The organism is Nocardia vinacea NBRC 16497, from assembly GCF_000308835.1.
In the GTDB taxonomy this organism is placed as follows: Bacteria; Actinomycetota; Actinomycetes; order Mycobacteriales; family Mycobacteriaceae; genus Nocardia; species Nocardia vinacea.
In genome coordinates this window covers 16492-39253 of record NZ_BAGN01000400.1, presented here as the reverse complement: position 1 = coordinate 39253, position 22762 = coordinate 16492, and the positions used below count along the sequence as shown (strand labels likewise).

The window sequence follows — 22762 nt, the reverse complement described above, 5'->3', positions numbered from 1 at the left end:
ATATGCCGTCGAGAGCGATAGGGCGTTGTCGGCCCCTCTGGCTACTGTTGCGAACGCACCCCGCAGCCGCCAAGGAGCGCATATGATCATGACCCCGCAGACCACGCCTATCCTATTCCTCAGTGGTGCCGGACTTCCCGCCTGGATCTGGGATGACGTTCGAGATTCGCTACCTGTCGAATCGGTCGTCGCGACCTCCCCACGACAGGCCGACGCGACCTTGCGCGACTACGTCGATGCTGCCTTGGCGCAGGCACCCGGCCCGGTATTCACGATCGTGGCTCACTCGATCGGCGGGGTCGTGGCAAGTGAGATCGCGGCGAACGCGCCTGAGCGCATCGACGGACTGCTCGGCATCGCAGTATCCGTGCCGCCAGCCGGAACCTCATACCTCGACGCGATGCCGCTACCGCAACGACTTGTCATGGGCCTCATCATGCGATTCGCCGGAACCAAGCCTCCCGAAAAGGCAATTCGTTCTGGATTGTGCTCCGGGCTCGGCGACGCCGATACCGCGCGCATCGTCGAGGAGTTCGCGCCGGAGTCACATCGCCTCTATCGAGATCGCGTGTCGTCCCGCACCTTGCCGGCCCGAAGCGGATATGTCGTGACAACCTCGGACCGCGTGATCCTCGCCGCAGAACAACAGAAGCACGCCGCCGAGCTGGGTTCGAAGTTCCACCGCGAGATGCTCACGGGCCACCTCCCGATGCTCGAGGATCCGGCATCACTCACCAAGATCGTCGAGGAATTCAAGTCCCAGGACTGAACCATCGCGGGCGATCCTGTCAGATGCCGTCGAAGACATAGGTCTCGGCGATGGCTGCAGCACGGCGAGCCGGGTCGGGTTCGTTGAAGACGTCGAGAAGGTTGCGTCGCATGAGGTCTGCGGGGGAACTGGTCATGGCGAGTCCTTCCATGCGGGGTAATTGGCCTGGCCGCTTCGAACCGCGCGGAAGCGGCAGAAGAGTGCACTGGTGGCCTGCGCAGTTGGTCCGCGGGAAAATGGTTGGTCGGGAAGATGTTCGGACTGATAGCCTCGGCGAGACCGTGACATAACGCGAGGAGGTGAGACCCATGCAGGCTGTATCGATGTGGGAGCTCCCTCTCGTCATCACGGTTGGGCGAACGATGTAGACGTCGCCGGGAGCGCCTGGGAGACAAGGCAATCCCGAAAGGCGACAACCAATGAATTCTGAGCATTCAACTGCGGGTATGGGCGAGCCAACCGTAGTAGTCACGCGGGTCGCGCAGACGCAGTGGCACGCGCTGGACAACGACCGGGTGGTCGGCCGAGGCGACGCTTCGCGGCGCCCCGACGGGCGGATCTTCCTCAGCGTCGACTCCTGGCACGACGCGGTCTTCGACCAGCTCGCCCACGCGATGCTGACGGACCTTCCGATCCCGCTGTACACGGTCGTCGATGAGACCGACGTGGGCCTGACATCCAGCTGGGAGCGAGTCGGTTTCACGACCGGGCGCCGTGAGTGGGAATACCTCGTGCGCACCGACCCGCGGGTCACCGGACTCGGCGCTGCGCCCGCGCCACCGGGTACCACGATCGTGGCCGGCGGTGACGCGGAGCAGGGTCCGCTGCGCGCATTGGACCGCGCGATACGCCTCGAGGTCGGGGCTGCCGTCGGATGGCAGCAGATGCCGGCGGAGGTGTTGCCCCGCCCGAGCGGAAACACCCCGCTGGATTTGTCGAAGTATGTGGTGGCAGCACAGCCTGATCGATACGTGGGACTGGTCCGGGTGATGCAGCGCCGTGGCTGGGCGAGGATCGGGCTGATCGCAGTCCGGGCCGATCAGCGTCGCCGCGGTATCGCGCGGGCGCTGCTGGCCCACACGCTGGGCGCATTGCACCACCACGGGATCGACACGGCATCAACCGAAGTCGACGAATCCAACACAGCGGCCACGGCACTGTTCGAGGGCATCGGAGCCCGACGCGCAAGCAGCAACCTCGAGTTGGTACTGCGATGACAGATGCGACGAAGAGCAGAAGGGGTATCGAAATAGAGGGCACCGTCATCGAATGCCTCCGCAACGCCACCTTCACGGTAGAGCTTCCGAGCGGGCACAAGGTGCTGGCTCATATCAGCGGGAAGATACGCAAGAACTACATCAAGATCATGCTGCATGATCGAGTGCTGGTGGAGCTGAGCCCCTACGACCTCACTCGCGGCCGGATCGTGTTCCGGTACAGGACGTAGCCGGCCCGGGACACCGCCGAGTCGGCTACGTCCCGACGAAGACGGTATCGGCGGCCGGTTTGCATCCGGCCTCCGATACCGCGTCGGCCGCCGACATGGCCCGGCACACCCCTCATCGGCACGAGCGCACGTTCGGCAGATACGCCGAGCAGAAGAGACACGCTTGTCGATGACGTTATTTTCCCCGACACCAACCGATTCCGGAGATCGCAGACGTCTCACGCCGCGAAATTCGTTGGCACCGTATCAATTCGGCGCAGTACGGTGCGGCGATGGGCGATGGGGACGGCTTCTTCGGGGAGCGTGTCGCGGCCGAGTACGACGAGTCGGCGGCGGATCGGTTCGAACCGAATGTGGTCGACGCCGCGGTCGAGGTTCTCGCCGGGCTGGCCGGTGGTGGCCGGGCGCTGGAACTGGGCATCGGGACGGGACGTATCGCACTGCCACTGGCCGCTCGCGGCGTCCCGGTTCACGGCATCGATCTGTCCCGAGCGATGGTTGCCCGGTTACGGGCCAAACTCGGCGGCGATGCCATCGGCGTGACGATCGGGGATTTCGCGACAACCCGGGTGGACGGCACGTTCTCGGTCACATACCTGGTCTTCAACACGATCATGAATCTGACGACGCAGGAGACGCAGGTCGACTGCTTCCGCAACGTTGCCGCACACCTCGAACCGGGAGGGTGTTTCGTCATCGAGGTCATGACCCCCGAGCTGCGAAGGCTCCCGGCGGGACAGCATGTCGTGCCGTCCCACGTGAGCTCGACGCGGTGGGCCTTCGACACCTACGATCTCGCAACCCAGTCGCTGACCTCGAACTACGTCGAGGTTGTCCACGGGCGTGGGGAGCACAGATCCATCCCGTTCCGGTACGTGTGGCCCGCGGAACTCGACCTGATGGCCCAGCTCGCCGGCCTGCGGCTGCGCGAGCGATGGGGTGGGTGGGCGCGGGAGGCCTTCACAAGCGAGTGTGGTCAGCACGTCTCGATCTGGGAGAAACCCGATATCTGATCACGCATCCGGCGCTGCTCGCACCACGATTGCGCGGAATTCGAATCAAACCGAGCCGGATCGGTCACCAATGCCACCGAGGTTGTTAGCGTCGGCCGGGTGGATCTGAACCTGGACGGAAAGCGCGCGATCGTGACCGGCGGCAGCCGAGGCATCGGGCTGGCCATTGCTCGTGGACTCGCGGCCGAAGGCGTGGATGTGGTGATCGCGGCGCGCTCAACCGAACGACTCGAGGCCGCCGCGCGGACATTGGCCGATGAGACCGGCCGACGAGTAATCGCGATACCTACCGATACGGGCGACGACGATCAGGTCCGACAACTCGTCGAGCGCACAGTCGCCGAATTGGGTGGTGTCGACATCCTGGTGAATTCCGCCGCGACGCCGTGGAGCGCCGGATCCCCCACCGATCTGACCGCGACGACCGACGATATCGTTCGTCGTGAGATCGAGATCAAAGTGCTCGGTTATCTGCGCACCGCGCGTGCGGTCGCACCGCACTTCGTCGCACAAGGCTGGGGCCGGATCATCAATATCAGTGGACTCGGTGCGCGACAGGCGAATTCCATCGCCCAGACCATTCGCAACGTCAGCGTATCCGCATTGACCAAGAACCTGGCGGACGAACTCGGCCCGAAGGGTGTCAATGTGACGGTCGTGCACCCGGGCCTGACCAGAACCGAACGCCTCACCGACCGTTTGACTACGCAAGCCGAGGAATCCGGTAGTACGGTCGCCGAACTCGAAGCCGGACTCACCAGAAATTCGGTGCGCCGGGTCATCGACGCTCGAGAGGTCGCCGACGTGGTCACCTTTCTCGCATCACCACGCAGCATCGCCATCACCGGCGACGCTATCGCGGTGGGCGGCGGCGTACCCGGGCCGGTCTATTACTGAGCAGTATCACGTAACCCTCCTGCGCAGCGCCGGATCGGCGATGGCATCCGAAACGCTGCCGGTGTCGCGCTCAGCGAAAACCGCTCCGGGCGGAACGATCTCATCGATGCGGTCGAGCACGTCGGTGGTGAGAGCGACCTCGGCCGCGCGGTACCGGCCTGTTCTGAGCACTGCCCACCGAACCAACGATCCGAACGGAAGAAACAACACCGATGACCTCCAGCCCCTTCGATCTGACTTACGCCGCCGCGGCGGACCGCTACGAGAACGTCCCTTACCGCCGCAGCGGCAACTCGGGCCTCGATCTCCCCGCCTTCTCGTTCGGCCTGTGGCAGAAGTTCGGTTCCGACTACGCGTTCGCGACCCAGCGCGAGATCATCCTGCACGCGTTCGATCTGGGCATCACGCACTTCGACAACGCCGACCGCTACGGACCCCCGCACCGCGCCGCCCAGAAGACTTTCGGCGCGGTGCTCGCCAAGGACCTCGCCCCCTACCGTGACGAGCTCATCCTGTCGACCAAGGCGGGTAACCCGATCGGTCCGAGCCCCTACCTCAGGGGCGGGTCACGCAAGTCGATCCTCACCTCGCTCGAGCACAGTCTGCGCGACCTCGGCACCGATTACGTCGATATCTTCTACCATCACCGTCCCGACCTCAGTACACCGTTGGAGGAGTCGGTCGGTGCACTGGTCAGCGCAGTCGAGCAGGGCAAGGCGCTTTACATCGGTATCTCCAACTACCTACCCGATCGGACCCATGAAGCTGTCGAACTGCTGCGGCAGGCGGGTGTCCCACTGCTCATTCACCAGGCCCGCTACTCGATCTACGACCGAGGACCAGAACAGAACGGACTCCTCGACACCGCGCGCCAGGATGGCTTCGGCCTGATCGTCTACTCACCTCTCGCCCAGGGCCTGCTGACCGACAAATACCTCGAGACGATTCCCGCGGGCGCACGGGCGCAGAACAGCACCTTCCTGTCGCCGGATGTGATCGATGAGACTTACCGGCAGCGCACATCCGAGCTCAACAAGATTGCCGCGGCCCGCGGCCAGTCACTCGCCCAACTGGCATTGCAATGGGTGCTGCGACGACCGGAGGTCACCTCGGCGCTGATCGGTGCGAGTTCCACCGAACAACTCGACCACAACATCGCGGCACTGGACTTCCCGGCACTCACCGACGAAGAACTCGCACTCATCGAGGAGCACGGTGTGCACGGAACCGGTCTCAGGCTCTGAGGGCCGAGTAGTCGGATGCTGCCCGCGCGCTCATTCTCGCAGCAAGGGCAGCAGCTGATTGCCCTGACGCTCGATCTCCGGCAGGTACGGGGTGTCGGACAGGACGAAGTGGGTTATGCCGAGGTCGCGGTATTTGCGCAGCGACTCGGCGACATCATCGGGAGAGCCGACGAGCCAGGTGGTGCCCGCGCCACCGCCACCGAATTTGCCGGGTGCGGTGTACAGGTTGTCGTCGAGTACGTCGCCGCGGGCGGCCAGGTCGAGCAGTCGCTGCTGTCCAACGGCGGTCTCGCGGTGCGGGTTCTGCGGTGGCGCACCCTGATTCTTCGCCATCTCCGCCACCTTCGCCTCCGCCTCGGCCCAGGCTTGCTCGGTTGTGTCCCGAACGAACGTGGTGATCCGCAGACCGAACTCCAGTGGCGCGTGCTCACGACCGAGTTCCTCGCTCAGCGACCGTAAGCGCTCGATCCGTTCTCGCACACCCTCGAGCGGCTCACCCCAGAACAGCTGGACGTCGGCCTCGGTCGCCGCAACCCGCTCGGCGGCTTCGGACGCGCCGCCGAAATAGAGCGTCGGGTGGAGCCGGTCTCCGCGTGGCGTAATCCGCGGCGCCACAGTGGAATCGGTCACCTGGTAGTGCTCACCATGGTAGGTGACGTTCTCCTCGGTCCACAGCTTGCGGACGAGCTGAATGAACTCCTTGGTCCGCGAATAACGGTGCGCCTGATCGCTTTCGGTCTCACCGTACGCTCCGAGGTTGTCCTTCCCGGACACGATATTGACCCGGACCCGACCACCGGACAGATGATCCAGACTCGCCGCGGCGGACGCGAAATGCGCAGGTCGCCAGTAGCCGGGGCGGATCGCGATGAGTGGCTCGAATGCCGTCGTCCTGGCGGCAAGGGCGGTGGCGACGGTGACCGTGTCCGGGCGGCCCCAACCGGTGCCGATCAATGCCCCCTTCCAGCCGTGGTCCTCGAGGGCCTTCGCCTGGGCGCTCAGGGTTTCCAAGCTATTGTGGTCGACCGTGACGGCGTCGCCACGGTGTCCCGGCGTCACCTGATTGGGGATGTACCAGAGGAACTCCAGGCTCGCGGGTTGCTTTCTATTCGGTGCGAGGCCGTCCGCGGCTGCCACAGCCGGGCCGCCCACCGCATTCGCCACTGTCATTGCGTCCCTTCCGTATTCCGCGCCGAGAATGCGGATCACTCGACAGACGATGATCATCATTCGGACATCGCGATTATTGCCCCCGGCTGTCGACGAAAGCCGTTCACGACGTGCGTCATACAGCACAAGAACAGGCTCTGAACTGGGATATTTCGATGCGATCGGAGATAAATTCGTCCAGATTCCAGAACCACCAGCGCCGCTGCCCCGGCCGGCCGGCCGAGGCATCTCACTCGGCCCGGAGCCCCTGACAGCTCCGGAAGACTACTGCGCCAAGGGCATTGGCGGTCGGCAGCCGCACGTTTCTCCGAGATCGAGCTGGATATCGATGGCCACGGGGCTCTCGTCGGTCTCGGGAGTGCTGTATGAACTCAGCACTGCGTTGAGGGCCGTGCGGGCGATTGTGTCGATGGGTTGCCGCACTGTGGTGAGGACCAGTTGCGCGTAGGTGTTGGTACGGTCGCCGTCGAAGCCGACGACCGAAATGTCCTGGGGGATACGCGCTCCCGTGTCGGTGATGGCACGCAGCGCCGCGGCGGCCTGTCCGTAGGTGCCGACCACCACACCGCCGGGCGTCGGGTTCTCGGCCAGGTACCGGCGCACCGCGTGGTACGCCCCCGCCGGGGTGAGGTCGGTGCGGATCTGGCGTGCGGTCTCGGTGCCCACGACGGAGGCATAGCCCGCATAGCGTTGCGCAACGGTTTCGCGGTCACCGTGCTGAACGTCTTCGCTGGTGAATCCGCCGACGAATACGATGTCGTCGCGGTGGTGCGCGGTTGTGAGGTGACGGGTGGCCAGTGCGCCGGCCTCGAGATGGTCGGCGCCGATGACGGGCGCGTCGACATAATCCCTGTTGTTGTGCACCCAGACGATCGGAATCCGATTCTGGGCACAGAGTTTCGCGGTTGCGGCGCCATTGGCGCCGCCAACGACGATCAGGCCGTCGATACCCGAGTCGGCGAAGGCGCCGACGAATTCGAGCTCCCGCTCCGGGTCGTATCCGGTGTTGCCGATCAGTGTCAGATGGTCACGCAGCCGCGCCTCGACCTCGATATGCCCGACCAGTGCGCCGAACAGCGGTAGCGTCACATCGGGGATCAGCAGTCCGATCTGCCGCCATCGGCTCGGCCGCCGCAATGCGCGGGCGATGCGGTCCGGGCGATAGTCGAGGTCATCCAGCGCCTCGAGCACGCGTGCGCGCAATGCCTCGGATACCGGTCGCGGGCCGTCGTTGAGGACATAACTGACGACAGCGGTGGAAGTCCCCGCTCGCCGCGCCACGTCGGCGAGGGTCACACGCTTGACAGTCACAACTGGCCCATTCTGGTCGGCATTATGCAGGTCGGACATGGTTTTAATCGTCCTGATTCTCACACGGTACGGCCGCCGGAAAGCTCACGCAAATCGATTAGAATGGTAACGCTCGCGATTCACGCACTTAACAACCGACTGGTGGAGTAATTGGCATGGCATTCGTTCGGCTCACTGGCGTCACCTATTACGACCCCGATCTGGCACACAACAGCTATGTCCTCTACACCGGATCGGATTCGATCACCCACCTCATCGATCTGAACGGTGCGGTCGTCCACGAGTGGCCGTTCGCGGGTGTGCCGCCACGCATCATCGATCCAGCGCTCACCGGTGATCGGCTGGGCGATGTCGGTGTACAACTCGCGCCCAGCGGTGACACCAGGGGCGGTATCTACGCGAATGGCACTGTGGGGCAACTGACTTGGACGGGAGAGCGGGTATGGGAATGGGGTGAGCAGGCCCCCGGCGGGGCCGCGCGGCAAAACCACGACTGGGAACTTCTGCCGAACGGGAACCGCCTGCTACTGGTCACCATCCCGCGCATCGTGCCCGGCCTGGGCGACGAGATCATCGGCGACCAGGGACTGTATGAGGTCACGCCCGACGGCCAGATCGTGTGGGAGTGGCGGGCGGGCGATCACCTCGACGAACTCGGCTTTTCCGAGGACGGATGGAAAGCATTGCAGGACACCGTATCCCGTGATCCGAATGATCCATGGGGCTATCTGGAGATGAACAGCGCCAAGACGCTGGGACCGAACCGGTGGCACCGTGCGGACCCGCGCGGCGTATTCCATCCCGACAACATCCTCATCAGCCTGCGCAAGGCGAATGTGATCGCGCTGATCGACAAGACCACCCAAGCCATTGTTTGGAAACTGGGTCCGTATATCGCGGCCGAGCCCGGGGCGCAACATCAGCGGATCAACGCGCACAAAGTGCCGCGCCCACTCGATCAGATCTCCGGACAGCACAATCCGCACTTCATCGCCGACGGGCTCCCCGGCGCGGGCAATATTCTGGTCTTCGACAATCAGGGCGGGGCCGGCTATCCGCCCGCGGCACTGGGGATTTACGCGGGATCACGCGTCCTGGAGATCGACCCGGCGACCGAGCAGATCGTATGGCAGTACACGGCCGAGGACTCCGGACAGCCGTCGTGGACGTTCTTCAGCTCCTTCGTGAGCAACGCCCAACGCCTGCCCAATGGCAACACCCTCATCACCGAGGGCATGAACGGCCGTCTGTTCCAGGTGACTCCGGACGGCCAGGTGGTCTGGGAGTACCAGACCCCCTACGAAGGCTACGGAGTCGCCGGGGAACCGGAAGTGCGCGAACCTCGGATACCGGGCGTCGATCGCCTCAGCCGGACCTCGCTCATCTATCGCGCACAGGCGGTTCCGTTCGAGTGGGTGCCCATCGGGGCTCCGCAGTCGGCGCCCGAACCCGTCGACCGGCGGACTGCGCCATGAAGACGTCGAACAAACGCTGGGCAGCGATCGGGGGAATCGTCGGCGGCCTTGCCCTGGCAAGCCTGCTGTGGAGTCTCGTCGTCGCGACCGGACGCTTCCCCAGCGCACTGTTTCCGACTGTGCCGCAGATCATTCGGGCCGGGCACAGCCTGTGGACTCGAGGGCTGCTGATACCGGATATCGCGGCCAGCCTGCAACGGGCGCTACTCGGATTCGTCTCGGGTGCAATCGCCGGCATCTCGGCGGCGATCGTCACCGCGAGCACTTGGCTGGGGCGCAGGATTCTGCAACCCGTGCTCAGGTTGCTATCTCCCATTCCAACTATCGGCATCGTACCGCTGGCGATTCTGTGGTTCGGGATCGGCGAGAGCAGCAAGACCTTGGTCATCGCCCTCGGAGTTTTCGTCCCGGTGTGGATCAACAGTCACACCGGATTCGCGAGCACCCCGGCCGATTACCTGCAGGCTTCACGCTGCCTCGGCGCGCGCCGCTGGCAAACCATGACTCGGATCGTCCTGCCCGAGGCGGCGCCCGATGTGGTTTCCGGTCTCCGGGTCGGCACGGCGATGGCTTTCGTACTGATCGTCGTCGCCGAAATGACCGGCACCACAGCGGGAATCGGCTACCGCATCTACCAAGCCCAATTATTCTCGCAGGCCGATCGGCTGATCTTCTGCCTGATAGTGCTCGGAGTGATCGGGGCGGCATGCGATCTGGCGATTGCCTCGATTTCCGCACCGGCCACGCGATGGGCACACGAGGAGCACTGAAATGACCATCGTGACACAGGATCTCGTCGTTCAATTCCCGAACAAGTCCGCCCCCGCACTGCGCAACATCACGCTGAGTGTGCCCGACGGCTCGTTCACCGTATTGGTCGGCGCGTCCGGCAGCGGCAAATCGACTTTGCTGCACTGTCTCGCCGGGCTCATCACGCCGACCTCCGGCACCGTGATCGACAACGACGAACCGGTGACGGCTCCGGACCCGCGCCGCGGCGTGGCCTTCCAGCGCGACGTGCTGTTTCCGTGGATGAGCGTTTCCGACAACATCGGCTACGCCCTGCGCGCACATCGTCTTCCGCGCAAACAGCGGCGTGCGCGCATCGACGAACTTCTCGACCTAGTCGGACTGTCCGGCGAGGTGGGCAAACAACGCCCGAGCCAGCTCTCGGGCGGCATGCGCCAACGCGTCGGCATCGCGCGCATGCTCGGCGGCGAGCCCACCGTCATGCTGATGGACGAACCGTTCGCGGCACTCGACGCGTTGACGCGCCTGCGCATGCAGGACCTGCTCATCGATCTGTGGACGCGGTTGAACCGTACGGTCATCTTCGTCACCCACGATGTCGACGAAGCAATTCGACTGTCGGACACCATCAGCGTGCTCAGGGACGGGCAGATTACCCGGCACATCACCAACCCGCTGACCCGCCCACGCCCCGCCGATACGCTCGCCGACCAACCCGGCTACAGCGAGCTCCGCCGCACTCTGCATCACGAACTCGGCGTCGAGCACGACGATCGACAGCTGCTGGACAGCTGAATCCCTACCCGCGACACGAATAGAGACCCCATGAAAACACTCACGAACCGGCTGCTCACGGCAGTCCTGACAGTCACCGCGATAGCCACTACGCTCGCCGCGTGCGCCACCTCCGACGGGTCCGATGCCAACACCCTCACGGTCGCGTTCGTCGTCGATCCGTCCTGGGCACAGATACCCGTAGCCCAGCAGGACGGATTGTTCGAAAAGCACGGCGTGCACGTCAAAGTCGTGAACTTCCCCTCAGGGGTAGAAGCGCTACAGGCGCTCGCCGCGCACCAGGTCGACGTCGCGACCGCCGCCGATGTCCCAGCTGCCGCCACCCTGACACGATCTCCGTCGCTGCGCGTCGTCGCCGACGGGTCGCGTTGGCAGGGATCACGAATCGTGGCCCGGCGCAGCGCCGGAATCACCTCGCTCGAAAGCCTCGCCGGACGATCGATCGGCACACCGCTCGGCACCAGTGCGGCGTACTTCGCCGCGAAAGCGCTCTCCGACAAGGGAATCGAAGCCGATCTGGTACAGGTGGCTCCGCAGGCGACGCTCACAGCCGCCACCCAGCACAACGTCGACGCCGTCTCCATCTTCCAGCCCTATCAGGCGCAGGTGATCGCCGCCCTCGGCGACGACGCCGTCCAACTCCCGGGCGGCAGCTACAACCAGCACAGCCTCTACCTGGCGTCCGATACCGTGGTAGCCCAGAAATCGGCTTCACTCAGCGCACTCTTCGCAGCGCTGAACGAGGCGAGCACAGCACTGTCGACGCACGCCGACAGCGCGATCTCCGCCATCGCCGCCGCCACCCAGCTCGCACCCGACCTACTCCAGAAGATCCTGCCCGAATTCGACTACACGATTCAGCTGCGGCCCGAGCTCGCCGCCAACCTCACGAGCCTCGGCACGTGGGCCAAGGCCCAGGGCAAGATCGACCAGTCGACCCAGTTGCCGAACTACGATTCCCTGCTCGTGACCACCTTCCTGCCGCACGTCGGCTAGCGGGTCAGGTCCACTGTGCACGAGGCACAGTGGACGCCGACGCCAGCACGTTTGATCACCTGGTTGGTATCGGACGAAGGCCGTTGGATCGTCGGACAAGTCATCGACTCCGAAGGCGGATTCCGCAGACAACGCTGGTGAGAGCTGACCAAAAAGGCTTCGGGCGCAGTCCACTTCGGCCGAACCAGCAGCGTTGTCGGCCGATCTCGAAGTGCGACCGGGCACCGAGCCGACTATTCTCGCAACCATCGCCGGCCCGGCAGGCACACTGACCGTCCTCTGAACATCGAGGTTTGGTCGCTTGACCAGGGACACAGCCCGATCGATGACGCTCACATCCAGGCAACCGCAGGCTCACGGACTAGCATGACCCGCGGTGGTAACGGTCGATTTGCCGACACGAAGGTGATGCCGATGACGAAGGCTGTTCCGCAACCAGTAGCGCTGGGCGACGAGGCCGCACGGACACTCGCGAATGCGACCAAGACCGTCCCGCAGATGGAATCCATCACCCCACGGTGGCTGGTTCATCTGCTCAACTGGGTGCCGGTCGAAGCGGGCATCTACCGTCGCAACCGGGTTACCCACGAAGACACCGTGGATATCAAGTGCGACAACTTCGACGAGTCGCCGCTGCCGGAGACCTTCATCGACTATGAGAAGCAGCCGAGGGAGTACCGGCTCAAGGCCGTGCACACCATCCTCGATGTGCACACCCGGGTCTCGGATCTGTACTCGAGTCCGCACGATCAGATTGCTCAGCAGTTGCGGCTCACCATCGAAGCGATCAAAGAGCACCAAGAGGGCGAGCTGATCAACAGCCCGGACTACGGTCTGATCGCGAACACCGCATCCAAGCAGACGATTTCGACAATCGCCGGACCGCCGACGCCGGACGATCTGGACAACCTGCTCGCGCGCGTGTGGAAGGAACCCGGCTTCTTCCTCACCCATCCCGAGGGGATCGCGGCCTTCGGCCGGGAATGCACCCGGCGCGGGGTGCCGCCGCCCACCGTCAGCCTCTTCGGTTCCCAGTTCGTGACCTGGCGCGGGATTCCGATCATTCCGTCGGACAAGATTCCACTGGAGAAGGGCAAGACGAAGTTCTTGCTGATCCGGACCGGCGAATCCCGGCAGGGCGTGGTCGGCCTGTACCAACCCGGCCTGGCCGGGGAGCAGGGTATGGGGCTTTCGGTGAAGTTCATGGGTATCGACCGCAGCGCGATCGCGTCGTATCTGGTGTCGCTGTACTGCTCGCTGGCGATCCTGACCGATGATGCGGTGGCACTGCTCGAGGGAGCCGAGGTGGACAAGTTCCATGACTACGCACCGACCTACCGGAAGTGACGGTTCGACTCCCCCGACCCCGAACGATCCGACGACCGACGGTGCGGCAGCGTCGAATTGGCTGCTGCCCGACGAGGCGACGCTGAATCGATTGGCGGGCGAGTTCTTTTCGGCCTTGCCAACGTCGCCGGGTATCGCCTCGCTCGGTGTCGCGCAGCCGAGTCCGCCGGTGTCGCTTCCCAATACGTTCACGCCCGCGCTGGATCTACCGACGGCGCGCGCACAACAGGGTGTCGGGTCGCAATACGGTTCGGTGCCCCAGGGTGCGGTGCCGCCCGGTGGACCGACGCCGGATGTCGAGGTTCCCACGTGGGGATCGGACGTCCCGATGTCCACGCCGGCCGGTCCACCGCCGACCTCCGCGGCGCGCAATGCCGACGTCTACGCGGATCCGTTCCTGGTGGCACTGCCATCGATGGACGGCCTGCTGTCCCCACCACGTGTCCTGGACGCCGCCACCGCGGGAACTCCGACCTTCTACTTCCTCGACCGCCCGGAATCTCCTGACGCGCAGCCGAATTCGCAGTTCTATTTCCTCGAGGCCGCGAATCGGCGCCAGCCCGATCGGCATCCGCCCTTCGACGTGCACGCCGTGCGCAATGACTTCCCGATCCTGCGGGAACGGGTGAACGGCCATCCCCTGGTGTGGTTCGACAATGCGGCTACGACGCAGAAGCCGCGATCGGTCATCGAGCGCATCGCCTACTTCTACGAACACGAGAATTCGAATATCCATCGGGCCGCACACCACCTGGCCGCCCTTTCGACCGATGCCTATGAGCGTGCCCGCGAGACGGTGGCACGCTTCCTCGGTGCGTCGGCCGCGGAGGAGATCATCTTCGTGCGCGGCACCACCGAGGGCATCAACCTGATCGCACAGACCTGGGGCCGCAAGAACATTCGCGAAGGCGACGAGATCCTCATCTCCCACCTCGAACATCACGCCAATATCGTGCCGTGGCAGATGCTCGTCGCGGAAACGGGTGCACAGCTGAAGGTCATCCCGACCGATGACTACGGCCAACTGCGGATGGACGAGTACACCCGGATGTTGTCGGACCGTACGAAACTCGTCTCCGTGGCGCATGTCTCCAATGCGCTCGGCACCATCACCCCGGTGCGCGAGATCGTGGCGCAGGCACATCGAGCGGGCGCGCTGGCGCTGATCGACGGCGCACAATCGGTGCCGCACACCAAGATCGACGTCCAGTCGATCGACGCCGACTTCTTCGTCTTCTCCGGCCATAAACTGTACGGCCCCACCGGAATCGGTGCGGTATACGGCAAGTACGACGTACTGCGGGACATGCCGCCGTGGCAGGGCGGCGGGAATATGATCTGCGATGTCACCCTGGAACGTTCGCTGTTCCAGCCACCGCCCGGTCGATTCGAGGCGGGCACCGGGAATATCGCGGACGCGGTCGGATTGGGCAGCGCGATCGAGTACGTCGAGCGCATCGGCATGGACAATATCTCCCGCTACGAACACGGGCTGCTCGAATACGCCACGCCGCGCCTGACCGCGATACCCGGTCTGCGTTTGATCGGGACCGCGGCCGACAAGGCGAGCGTAATCTCGTTCGTGCTGGACGGATACGAGCCGCTCGAGGTTGGAAAGGCATTGAACGAGAAGGGCATCGCGGTGCGCGCCGGACATCATTGCGCGCAGCCGATCCTGCGGCGCTTCGGTCTGGAAGCGACCGTGCGGCCGTCCTTCGCGTTCTACAACACCTGCGATGAAATCGACCGGATGATCATCGAGCTCACCCGGCTGGCTCGCGGGCAGGGGTGAGTCGGCGCGGCGTGACGCGGGTGGGTAGCGAGGCGAAGCCGAGTTGTCCCAGACTCGAGCCGAGACAGTGATGGCACCCCCTGGCCAGCCATTTTCGCGGTCTACGGATGCGGGTCGGCCGATTCCCGGCTGGATCTTCGTGCACACGATCACCGATGCTGACTGCTTTGTCAGATATGACTCTTGCATCATTTTCATGGCGACTGTTAGTCTCATCATGATTGATCAAGTGATCAGAAGGCCGGAAGTTGAACGAGATTACGCACGAAAGCCCAAGTCCTAGGCGCGCTTTCATCGTCGGCGCGACTACGGCGGGCCTCACCGCCATCCTGGCCGCCCACCTCCCCGAGGCAGCCGCGGACCCGTCATCCGATCCGATCAAGCTGACGTGCGCCATCCGACGCAGGCCGGACCTGTCGCCCGCGCAGTTCTACGACTACTGGCTCAACCACCACGGCCCCTTCGCCGCCGAGCAGATCAAGGTGCTCGGTGGCTGCCGCTACGTCCAAAGCCACACAGCGGATTCCGCCCAGAACCTCCTCCTCACCGCCGCCCGCGGCAGCGGCGAGCCCTACGACGGCATCGTCGAAGTCTGGTTCCCTTCGGAACAAGCGATGATCACCGCTATCGCCACACCAGCCGGGATCCAGGCCAACCAGCTACTCACCGAGGACGAGAAAAACTTCATCGACCTGCCGCGGTCCTCGTTCTTCCTGACCAGGGAGCACGTGCTACTCGGCTAGCGAACGCGGTCCGGTGAGTTCGGCGCAACCGTCTCGACGCGCTTGGCCCTGGAGCCTCGAACGTTGCGGACTCGTTCAGCCCCTGCAGACGCGGGATCACGACAACGCAGCGTGGGCACGCTCGTAGAAGCGTGCCAACGCTGCCGGATTCCGCGGCCGAGCGGCTGGTCAGCCGACTGGGATTGTGTCCTCGGTCAGCTCGAGCTGCGCGGTGACGGGGGTCGACCGACGCCGTGCCGGGAGGATGACGGCGACGGCGACGGTGCCGACCGCAAGCACGATCGCCGCGATGAAACTCGTGTGCGAAACGGCATGGGCGAAGGCGGCATCGGCGGCGGACACGAGTTGCGCCGCCTGTTCATGCGCCCCGGCCGCGTCATCTCGCTGGGCGACGATCAGCGCGCCGCCGACGGAGTCCTGAACAGCGTCGGCCGCTTGCGCGGGGAGACCGGTGACGGCGGGGGCGATTTCCGAGCGGTAGGAACTCGACAGCAGCGATCCGAGGATGGCGATACCCAGTGTGCCGCCGAGCTCGACGGAGGTGTCGTTGACCGCGCCGCCCACGCCGAGCAGACGTTCGGGGAAGGCGTCCATGATGGTGTCGGTGGCCGGGGAGACGCTGAGGCCGATGGCGAGTCCGAGCAGAATCAGCGGCCCGACGAATGTCGCGTAGCCGGAGTCGGCGTCGACGCGTACCAGCAAGGCCAGTGCCCCGATGCCGAGCAGCATGCCGGCCACGACCATCGTCCGCAGGCCGAAGCGAGGGGTCAGCACACCGGTGATCGCCGCACCGGCGAAGACCGCGCCCGCCAGCGGCAGCAGCCGGATACCGGTGTCGAGTGCGTCGAACCCGAGTACGAACTGGAGATGCTGTGTGACGTAGTAGATCAATCCGAATGCGGCCAGGAAGAACAGCAGCACAGCCAGATTCGCACCGGCGAACGCACGGTTGCGGAACTTGCGGATATCCAGCATGGGTTGGGATGGCGCAACTCGCAGGCGATGAACGCCGCGGTCGCGACGGCCGCCACCAGACCTGCCACGATCGCCGAGGCGTGCCAGCCGTTGCGCGGGCCTTCGATAATCATGTAGACGAGCGCCGCGACCGCGACCACGGACAGCGCACCGCCAATAAGGTCCAGTCGCTGCACCGTGTGGGCCCGTGACGGCGGAACCAGCGCCAGCGCCCCGCCGATCGCGATCAGCGCGATGGGGATGTTGATCAGGAACGTCGACGCCCAACCGTGATCGGTGAGCAGCCGACCCGCGAGCAGCGGACCGACGGCGATGGCCAGGCCGGTGGTGGCGGACCAGATCGTAATGGCCACGGCGCGTTCGCGTTTCGGGAAGGTGGCGACGAGCAGCGAGAGCGTCGCAGGCAGGATCATCGCGGCGGCGGTGCCCATGATCGCGCGGGCGGCGATCACCCAGCCGGCACATATATTCCGGGAAGTCGCCGCTACCTTCGAACGGCCGGTGTTGCTGTTCTCCGGTGGTAAGGATTCGGTGGTGATGCTGCACTTGGCCAGGTCATCGAATACCGCGACCGCACCAAGGACGCGATGGAAGCTGCCATCACCAGCGGCGGCGCAGATGCAGTGTCGGCCGCCAGGGCCTTCGTCGCCGATCCCTACCTCTACCGCGCCGTCACCGGAGACAGCCTCGAACACCCCGTCTGCGGCTACTGCAACGGATGCATCGCCAGATTCAGCGGCTCACGCATCGACTGCTACAGCAACGACATTCGTGCACAACGCGAAACCATGCTGCACATCGCGCGCAGCAATTCCGGCCACGAAGGATGAGTAGTCGACGGATAACTCGTCACACTCCGAGATCCTCGACCGAACGGGGTCGGGTGTCCGGATCCTCCCGGGGCGACCGCTCAGTGGCCGATGTAGACCGACTTGATGTTGAAGTAGGACTCGATGCCCTTCTTGCCACGCTCGCCGCCCCAACCCGACTGCTTATGGCCGCAGATCGGCATCGAGGGGTCCGCCGCGAGCGCGGAGTTCACCCAGATCTGGCCGGCGCGGAGCTCGTTCACGACGCGATGGGCGCGGCCGAGGTTTTCGGTCCAGATGGAGCCGGCGAGCCCGTAGTCCGTGTCGTTCGCGGCGGCAATCACCTCGTCCTCGTCGTCGAACGGGATCACCGAGCCGACCGGCCCGAAAATCTCCTCGCGGATGAGACGCATGTCGGGCGTGGTGCCGGTGACGATCGTCGCCTCATAGAAGTAGCCGCGCCGGTCCATCACCTGGCCGCCGGTCACCACCTGCGCGCCGCCTGCCACGCCGTCGTTCACGATGCCTTCCACGCGCTGGCGCTGCTTCTCGCTGATCAGCGGCCCGAGGACCGAGTTGGGATCATCGCTGCCGCCCATCGGCAGCATCTTGGCGAAGGCGGCGAGACCGTCGACGACCTGTTCGTAGATGCCGCGCTGAACGTAGATGCGCGAGGTGCAGGAGCAGTTCTGGCCCGAGCCGGCAAGCAGGCCCATGCCGGCCCCCATGATCGCCTTGTCCAGATCGGCGTCGTCGAACATGATCAGCGGTGACTTGCCGCCGAGCTCGAGCGTCAGGCGCTTGAGGTTGCCCGCGGCCGCCTTGACGATCAGCCGTCCGACCTCCGTCGACCCGGTGAACGCGATCTTGTCGACGTCCGGGTGCGCGGTGAGCGCCGCACCTGTGGTCTCGCCGTAGCCGGTGATGACATTCAGGACGCCGTCGGGCAGACCGGCCTCACGAAAGATCTCCTCCAGCTTCAGCGCGGTGAGCGGCGTCTCCTCGGCGGGCTTGAGGACAGCGCTGCAGCCCGCCGCGAGGGCGGGCGCGACCTTGAGCATCGCGACGAAGAACGGCCCGTTCCAGGGAATGATGAGGCCGACGACGCCGACCGGCTCGAGCTGAGTGAAGGTGTGGTAGTTCTCGAAGTGGCCGAGTAGTCCGTCGGACACGAGATTGCTCGATTCGCCGTGGATCTTGCCGACCCAGCCGGCGTAGTACACCAGCATCTCGAGCGACACCTTGATGATCTGACGCGCGGCCACCGCGTTCATGCCGTTGTCACGGGCCTCGATCGCAGCGAGCTCGTCGGTGCGGGCCCGGATGATGTCTGCAGCGCGGAAGAGCACCTCCGCGCGGTGCGCGGCGGGCAGCTTGCGCCAGACACCCGACTCGAATGTTTCGCGTGCCCGGGCCACCGCAGCGTCGACGGTCGCCTGGTCGGAATCGACGACCTCCGCGATCAGCTCCTCGGTGGACGGGTCGAAGACCGGGATGATCCCCGAACCAGGGCTTTCGACCGCAGGATCGACGTCGATCGTGCTACTCAATGTTCCTCATCCTTTCGCCGAGCCGCTCCGACACGGAGAAGCGCGATGCCTTCACCCTTTGTTGTGCAAGCACAGGAAGAATCTGGCCGCGTGCCCACGCCCGCAGGACTTAGCGCCGGCAGTTGGTTCGAGATGGGCACTGCGTCTCGAGGTGAAGGTCTCGTGGTCGTTGTACGCGCAGTAGGTTACGCGCTTAACCATGCGGCGTCCAGCACGGTAGCCGCTGATTGTTTTTTCGTGTGGAGGGTGTCGCGGGCAGGTCTGAAGGGACTCGCGGGCGGGTCAGCGACCGTCACGTCCTGGGGCGCTGGACTGGATATCCACATCAGCCGATCAGTGTTGTTTGGTTTGGTCCGCTGTCCAGGCCGCGATCTGAGCGCGGGAGTTGAATCCGAGCTTGGTCAGGATGTGTTCGACGTGACCTTCGGCGGTGCGTTGCGCGATCACCAGCTCGGCGGCGATCTGCTTGTTGCTGAGCCCTTGGGCGACGAGGTCGGCGACCTGCCGCTCACGTTTGGTCAATTTCGCGGAGGCACTCGACGCCGGGGCCGCATCGGTGGGTTGTTCCCCGAGCGCGTATGCGATAGCGGCATCCATACCCAGCTCCCGGCCTTGCCTGAGGGCCGCATCGAATCTGCGAGTGCCGAGGGTTTGACGCGTCGTCCGCTCGCATTCCTCGTGAAAGCGCGACATGTTCCGCAAGACGGCCCGCACACTGCTATCCATCAGCCATTTTCCCTGGGCTGCCCCCATCAGCACGGCCGCGCGCTGGGCGTCGCCCTTGTCGGCGGTAGTCCAGGCCAGCGCCTCGAGGCCGAACGCGGTGAACACCGGACTATTCGGCCGTCGGTTGATTCGCAATGCCGCCTTGAGCAACTGTTGGGCCCGGTCTCGTTCGCCTTGCAGCCATGCGGAAACGCCCAAGCCACGCAACGCGGCAGAACGATAGAGCAATTCGCCCTGCACTTCGGTGATGGAAAGTAATCGGCGGTAATGCTCGGTCGCTCGAGTCATCTGGCCGCGCAGTTCGTATGACCAGGCGAGGATGGTCAGCGAACTGATGTAGAGCTCTCCGGTCTGGTTCGAGCCGAGCAGCTCGACAGATCGTTCCAGGTCGGAGGAGGCGTCGGCCGCTGCGCCGCTGGCGAGCGCGATGATGCCGGCAGCGTAGGCGAGCTGTCCTTGGATGGCGGGGGTAGATGCCTGTTGGGCGAGCAGTCGCCCCTCCTCGAGAAGGGCGGCGGCAGCTTGGAAATCCCCCTGTGGCGCGGCAACCTCGCATGCGGCGCGTAGCGCACTGATGCGGTCGGGTATCGGTTGCGCGCCCGGGTGGGCGAGAACGCGGTCGAGCCAGGTTCGGCCCTCCCCGTACATTCCGCGAAGGACCCAGAATTCGTGCAGCGCGGCGGCGGTTCGCAGTCCAGCTTCGGCCGCCTCATCGGTGTCCTCGGAAAGGCAGGATTCGAGCGCGTCGCGCAGGTTGGGTAGCTCACGTTCGAGGCGGGCGATCCAGTAGGGCTGCCGGTCGCTGATCCACCCGGCTTGGGCGTCCAGCGCTAGTCGTTGGTACCAGTCGCGGTGCCGTCGGCGCAGCTCGGTGTCTTCGCCTGACTCCCGCAGCCTTTGCCGGCCGTAGTCACGCATTGTCTCGAGCATTCGGAAACGCACGACGGTGTGCGATTCCTCCCGGATCAGAATCGACTTGTCCACCAGGGAGGACAGCACATCGAGCAGACTGTGCGGTGCCATGCCGATACCGCACACCTGTTCTACGGCGTCGAGTTCGCAACTCACGGCGAACACCGACAACCGGGCCCACAGCCGCTGTTCGGCCGGGGTACACAACTCGTAGCCCCAGTCGACACACCATCGCAGCGTCTGCTGCCGGGTCGGCGCGGTACGACTGCCACGGGTGAGCAGCGCGTACCGATCATCGAGGCGTTGCAGAACCTGCTCGGGTGACATCGCGCGCATCCGAGCCGCCGCCAGTTCGATCGCCAGCGGCAACCCATCCAGCCGGGCGCAAATCCGGGTGACGGCGGCCTTGTTGTTCTCGTCGAGTTCGAAGCCCGCCACGGCTGCTGCGGCACGGTCGGCGAACAGCGTCACCGCGTCGAAACGGGGCAGCCCCGTCAGCGTCGGCTCCCGGTCCTGATCCGGGACCGTCAGCGGCGCCACCCGCAGCACCGCCTCCCCCGCGATATTCAACGCTTCCCGGCTGGTGGCGAGAATCCGCAGCTCCGGGCAGGTCCGCAGCAACGCCTCGCTCAACTTCGCCACGGCTTCCACCATGTGCTCGCAGTTGTCCAGAACGAGCAATATTTCCCGCGAGCCCAGAAACTTGACCAGAACATCGCGCAAACGACCGGGCGCCTCGTCCCGCAACCCCAGGGTGGCCGCCACGACATCGACCAGGAGCGCGGCATCGGATACCTCGGCCAGTTCGACCAACCACACCCCGTCGGCGAAATCCCGCTGCGCTTGCGACGCGGCCCGCAGCGCCAGCCGCGTCTTGCCGACACCCCCGACTCCGGTAAACGTGACCAGCCGGGACGTGGACAGCAGATTCTTTACCGCCGACAACTCGGTGCGTCGGCCGACAAAACTGGTCAGCTCGAGCGGTAGATTGCCACCACTGTCCGTGGTGCCCGCTGCCGGCAGCGGGCGCCGCCCCCTCGTTGGTGTGTCCCGGTGCCGACGCTCGAGAATCGAATCGGACTGTCGGCCCGTCTCACCGACCGAGAAGCCGTGGCGCTGCTGCGCCTGTCGAATGCTCGCACCCAGCTCCGCCGCAGAAGGGCGTTCGTGAGGATCGCGGCTCATCGTGGTTTCCACCAACGCCGACACGTCGTCGGGGATACCACTGTCCCGGAGGTCCGGCATCGGTTGGGTGGAGATCCGCAGAAACTGTGTCACCACGTTCTCACCACTGCGACGCTGGAACGCGGCATGGCCGGTCAACGCGCAGAACAAGGTCGCGCCGAGCCCGTACACGTCCGCGGCCGCCGTCGGCCCGTCTCCCTCCAGCACCTCTGGGGCAGTGAATGCCGGTGATCCGGTGACGATGCCTTCGGCCGTTCGAAATCCGCCCGTGACGTGGGCAATCCCGAAATCGGTCAAAGCCGGCTCGCCGAAGTCGGTGAGCAGGATATTTCCCGGCTTCACGTCCCGATGCACGATGCCGAGGCCATGCGCGAGCTCCAGTGCGCCGGCGATCTTCACCCCCATCCGCAACACCTTCTCCAGAGGAAGCGGACCGCGTCGGCGGATCCACACATCCAGGGAATCCAGCCGGTGATAAGGCATCACGAGGTACGGACGTCCGCTGGCGGTGGCACCGGCCTCCAGCACGGTGACGATATTCGGGTGCCCGGTCAAGCGGCCCATCGCCCGCTGCTCCCGGACGAACCGTGCCCGATTGTCTTCGTCCAATTCCGCGGTCAGCACCTTCACCGCCACCGTCCGGTCCAGGGCGACCTGCCTGCAGCGATACACCACCCCGAAACCACCGCGGCCAATCTCTACCGCTTCCTCGAAACCGACCGCAGCCAACTCCGCCGTGGCGGGCGTTGTCACCTCACGGCGTGTGCGCAGCAGATCGTCGTCGGTCATCGGCCGAGTACTGTCCCACCGACGTGTCGTCGGTCACCAGGCAACATGCGCTTACCTTTCGCTAATG

Annotated in this window: 21 protein-coding genes and 1 pseudogene; 15 read left to right on the top strand and 7 right to left on the bottom strand. The window is 65.0% G+C overall.

All coding sequences use genetic code 11. The annotated features are described in order from the left end of the window. Positions 1–82 precede the first annotated feature (82 nt). The 5 genes from ON44_RS37550 (at position 83) to ON44_RS37530 (ending at position 4126) form a co-directional block, all read left to right on the top strand. On the top strand, positions 83–769 hold the full coding sequence (locus ON44_RS37550) for an alpha/beta fold hydrolase (RefSeq protein ID WP_051182894.1): 687 nt from the start codon (positions 83–85) through the stop codon (positions 767–769). Positions 770–1215: 446 nt separating this feature from the next. Next, entirely contained in the window at positions 1216–1986 is a 771-nt protein-coding gene (locus ON44_RS37545) for a GNAT family N-acetyltransferase (protein ID WP_245567500.1), read from the top strand. Then, a complete protein-coding gene (infA, locus tag ON44_RS37540) occupies positions 1983–2216 on the top strand; it encodes a translation initiation factor IF-1 (RefSeq protein ID WP_040699360.1) in 234 nt (77 codons plus the stop codon). The genes ON44_RS37545 and infA overlap by 4 nt, the downstream gene beginning before the upstream one ends. Positions 2217–2488: 272 nt before the next feature. Then, positions 2489–3229, top strand: coding sequence for a class I SAM-dependent DNA methyltransferase (locus tag ON44_RS37535; protein WP_040699358.1), 741 nt, complete (start codon positions 2489–2491; stop codon positions 3227–3229). Between the two features lie 99 nt (positions 3230–3328). Next, positions 3329–4126 carry an SDR family NAD(P)-dependent oxidoreductase gene (locus tag ON44_RS37530; RefSeq protein ID WP_040699356.1) on the top strand — a complete coding sequence of 266 codons (798 nt, stop codon included), beginning with the start codon at positions 3329–3331 and terminating at the stop codon, positions 4124–4126. Positions 4127–4132: 6 nt separating this feature from the next. Here ON44_RS37530 and ON44_RS37525 read toward each other — a convergent pair whose 3' ends face one another. Then, positions 4133–4297, bottom strand: coding sequence for a hypothetical protein (locus ON44_RS37525; RefSeq protein WP_174415236.1), 165 nt, complete (start codon positions 4295–4297; stop codon positions 4133–4135). Positions 4298–4338: 41 nt separating this feature from the next. Between ON44_RS37525 and ON44_RS37520 the strand changes: the two genes are divergently transcribed. After that, positions 4339–5370: an aldo/keto reductase gene (locus ON44_RS37520; RefSeq protein WP_040699352.1), complete on the top strand. Its 1032-nt coding sequence runs from the start codon at positions 4339–4341 to the stop codon at positions 5368–5370. A 30-nt stretch (positions 5371–5400) separates the two neighbouring features. On the opposite strand, the gene ON44_RS37515 is transcribed toward ON44_RS37520, so the two are convergent. Together ON44_RS37515 and ON44_RS37510 are read right to left on the bottom strand one after the other, a co-directional pair. Then, positions 5401–6600 (bottom strand): LLM class flavin-dependent oxidoreductase, encoded by a 1200-nt coding sequence (locus ON44_RS37515; protein WP_245567499.1) that lies wholly within the window; start codon positions 6598–6600, stop codon positions 5401–5403. Positions 6601–6804: 204 nt separating this feature from the next. After that, the gene (locus tag ON44_RS37510) at positions 6805–7851 is read right to left on the bottom strand and encodes a LacI family DNA-binding transcriptional regulator (RefSeq protein ID WP_245567498.1); all 1047 of its coding nucleotides are present in this window, start codon (positions 7849–7851) and stop codon (positions 6805–6807) included. A 155-nt stretch (positions 7852–8006) separates the two neighbouring features. Here ON44_RS37510 and ON44_RS37505 point away from each other — a divergent pair, with 155 nt between their 5' ends. The 7 genes from ON44_RS37505 (at position 8007) to ON44_RS37475 (ending at position 15749) form a co-directional block, all read left to right on the top strand. Further along, on the top strand, positions 8007–9326 hold the full coding sequence (locus ON44_RS37505) for an aryl-sulfate sulfotransferase (protein WP_040699350.1): 1320 nt from the start codon (positions 8007–8009) through the stop codon (positions 9324–9326). Next, entirely contained in the window at positions 9323–10096 is a 774-nt protein-coding gene (locus tag ON44_RS37500; protein ID WP_063721698.1) for an ABC transporter permease, read from the top strand. The genes ON44_RS37505 and ON44_RS37500 overlap by 4 nt, the downstream gene beginning before the upstream one ends. Before the next feature lies 1 nt (position 10097). Continuing rightward, the gene (locus ON44_RS37495) at positions 10098–10871 is read left to right on the top strand and encodes an ABC transporter ATP-binding protein (protein WP_040699346.1); all 774 of its coding nucleotides are present in this window, start codon (positions 10098–10100) and stop codon (positions 10869–10871) included. A 30-nt stretch (positions 10872–10901) separates the two neighbouring features. Continuing rightward, positions 10902–11867, top strand: a complete 966-nt coding sequence (locus ON44_RS37490) for an ABC transporter substrate-binding protein (protein ID WP_040699344.1) — start codon at positions 10902–10904, stop codon at positions 11865–11867. A gap of 414 nt (positions 11868–12281) precedes the next feature. Beyond that, a complete protein-coding gene (locus ON44_RS37485) occupies positions 12282–13214 on the top strand; it encodes a family 2A encapsulin nanocompartment shell protein (RefSeq protein ID WP_040699372.1) in 933 nt (310 codons plus the stop codon). After that, the gene (locus ON44_RS37480; protein ID WP_083898391.1) at positions 13186–15006 is read left to right on the top strand and encodes a family 2A encapsulin nanocompartment cargo protein cysteine desulfurase; all 1821 of its coding nucleotides are present in this window, start codon (positions 13186–13188) and stop codon (positions 15004–15006) included. Before ON44_RS37485 ends, ON44_RS37480 begins: the two co-directional genes overlap by 29 nt. 248 nt (positions 15007–15254) lie before the next feature. Next, positions 15255–15749: an EthD domain-containing protein gene (locus ON44_RS37475; RefSeq protein ID WP_051182893.1), complete on the top strand. Its 495-nt coding sequence runs from the start codon at positions 15255–15257 to the stop codon at positions 15747–15749. A gap of 168 nt (positions 15750–15917) precedes the next feature. Here ON44_RS37475 and ON44_RS49040 read toward each other — a convergent pair whose 3' ends face one another. Together ON44_RS49040 and ON44_RS52185 are read right to left on the bottom strand one after the other, a co-directional pair. Beyond that, the gene (locus tag ON44_RS49040; protein ID WP_218007734.1) at positions 15918–16724 is read right to left on the bottom strand and encodes an MFS transporter; all 807 of its coding nucleotides are present in this window, start codon (positions 16722–16724) and stop codon (positions 15918–15920) included. Beyond that, complete coding sequence (locus tag ON44_RS52185; RefSeq protein ID WP_051182891.1) at positions 16637–17176, bottom strand: MFS transporter; 540 nt, start codon at positions 17174–17176, stop codon at positions 16637–16639. The genes ON44_RS49040 and ON44_RS52185 overlap by 88 nt, the downstream gene beginning before the upstream one ends. On the opposite strand from ON44_RS52185, the pseudogene ON44_RS50965 reads away from it, so the two are divergent. Both ON44_RS50965 and ON44_RS51490 read left to right on the top strand, forming a co-directional pair. Further along, positions 17154–17285: pseudogene (locus ON44_RS50965) on the top strand (sulfate adenylyltransferase subunit CysD); the annotation flags it as partial. The gene ON44_RS52185 and the pseudogene ON44_RS50965 overlap by 23 nt on opposite strands. Before the next feature lie 26 nt (positions 17286–17311). Beyond that, a complete protein-coding gene (locus tag ON44_RS51490) occupies positions 17312–17554 on the top strand; it encodes a hypothetical protein (protein WP_040699342.1) in 243 nt (80 codons plus the stop codon). Between the two features lie 80 nt (positions 17555–17634). Here ON44_RS51490 and ON44_RS37460 read toward each other — a convergent pair whose 3' ends face one another. Continuing rightward, positions 17635–19083, bottom strand: coding sequence for an aldehyde dehydrogenase family protein (locus ON44_RS37460; RefSeq protein WP_040699341.1), 1449 nt, complete (start codon positions 19081–19083; stop codon positions 17635–17637). Between the two features lie 333 nt (positions 19084–19416). Beyond that, positions 19417–22695 carry a protein kinase domain-containing protein gene (locus tag ON44_RS37455; protein ID WP_040699340.1) on the bottom strand — a complete coding sequence of 1093 codons (3279 nt, stop codon included), beginning with the start codon at positions 22693–22695 and terminating at the stop codon, positions 19417–19419. Positions 22696–22762: the final 67 nt, after the last annotated feature.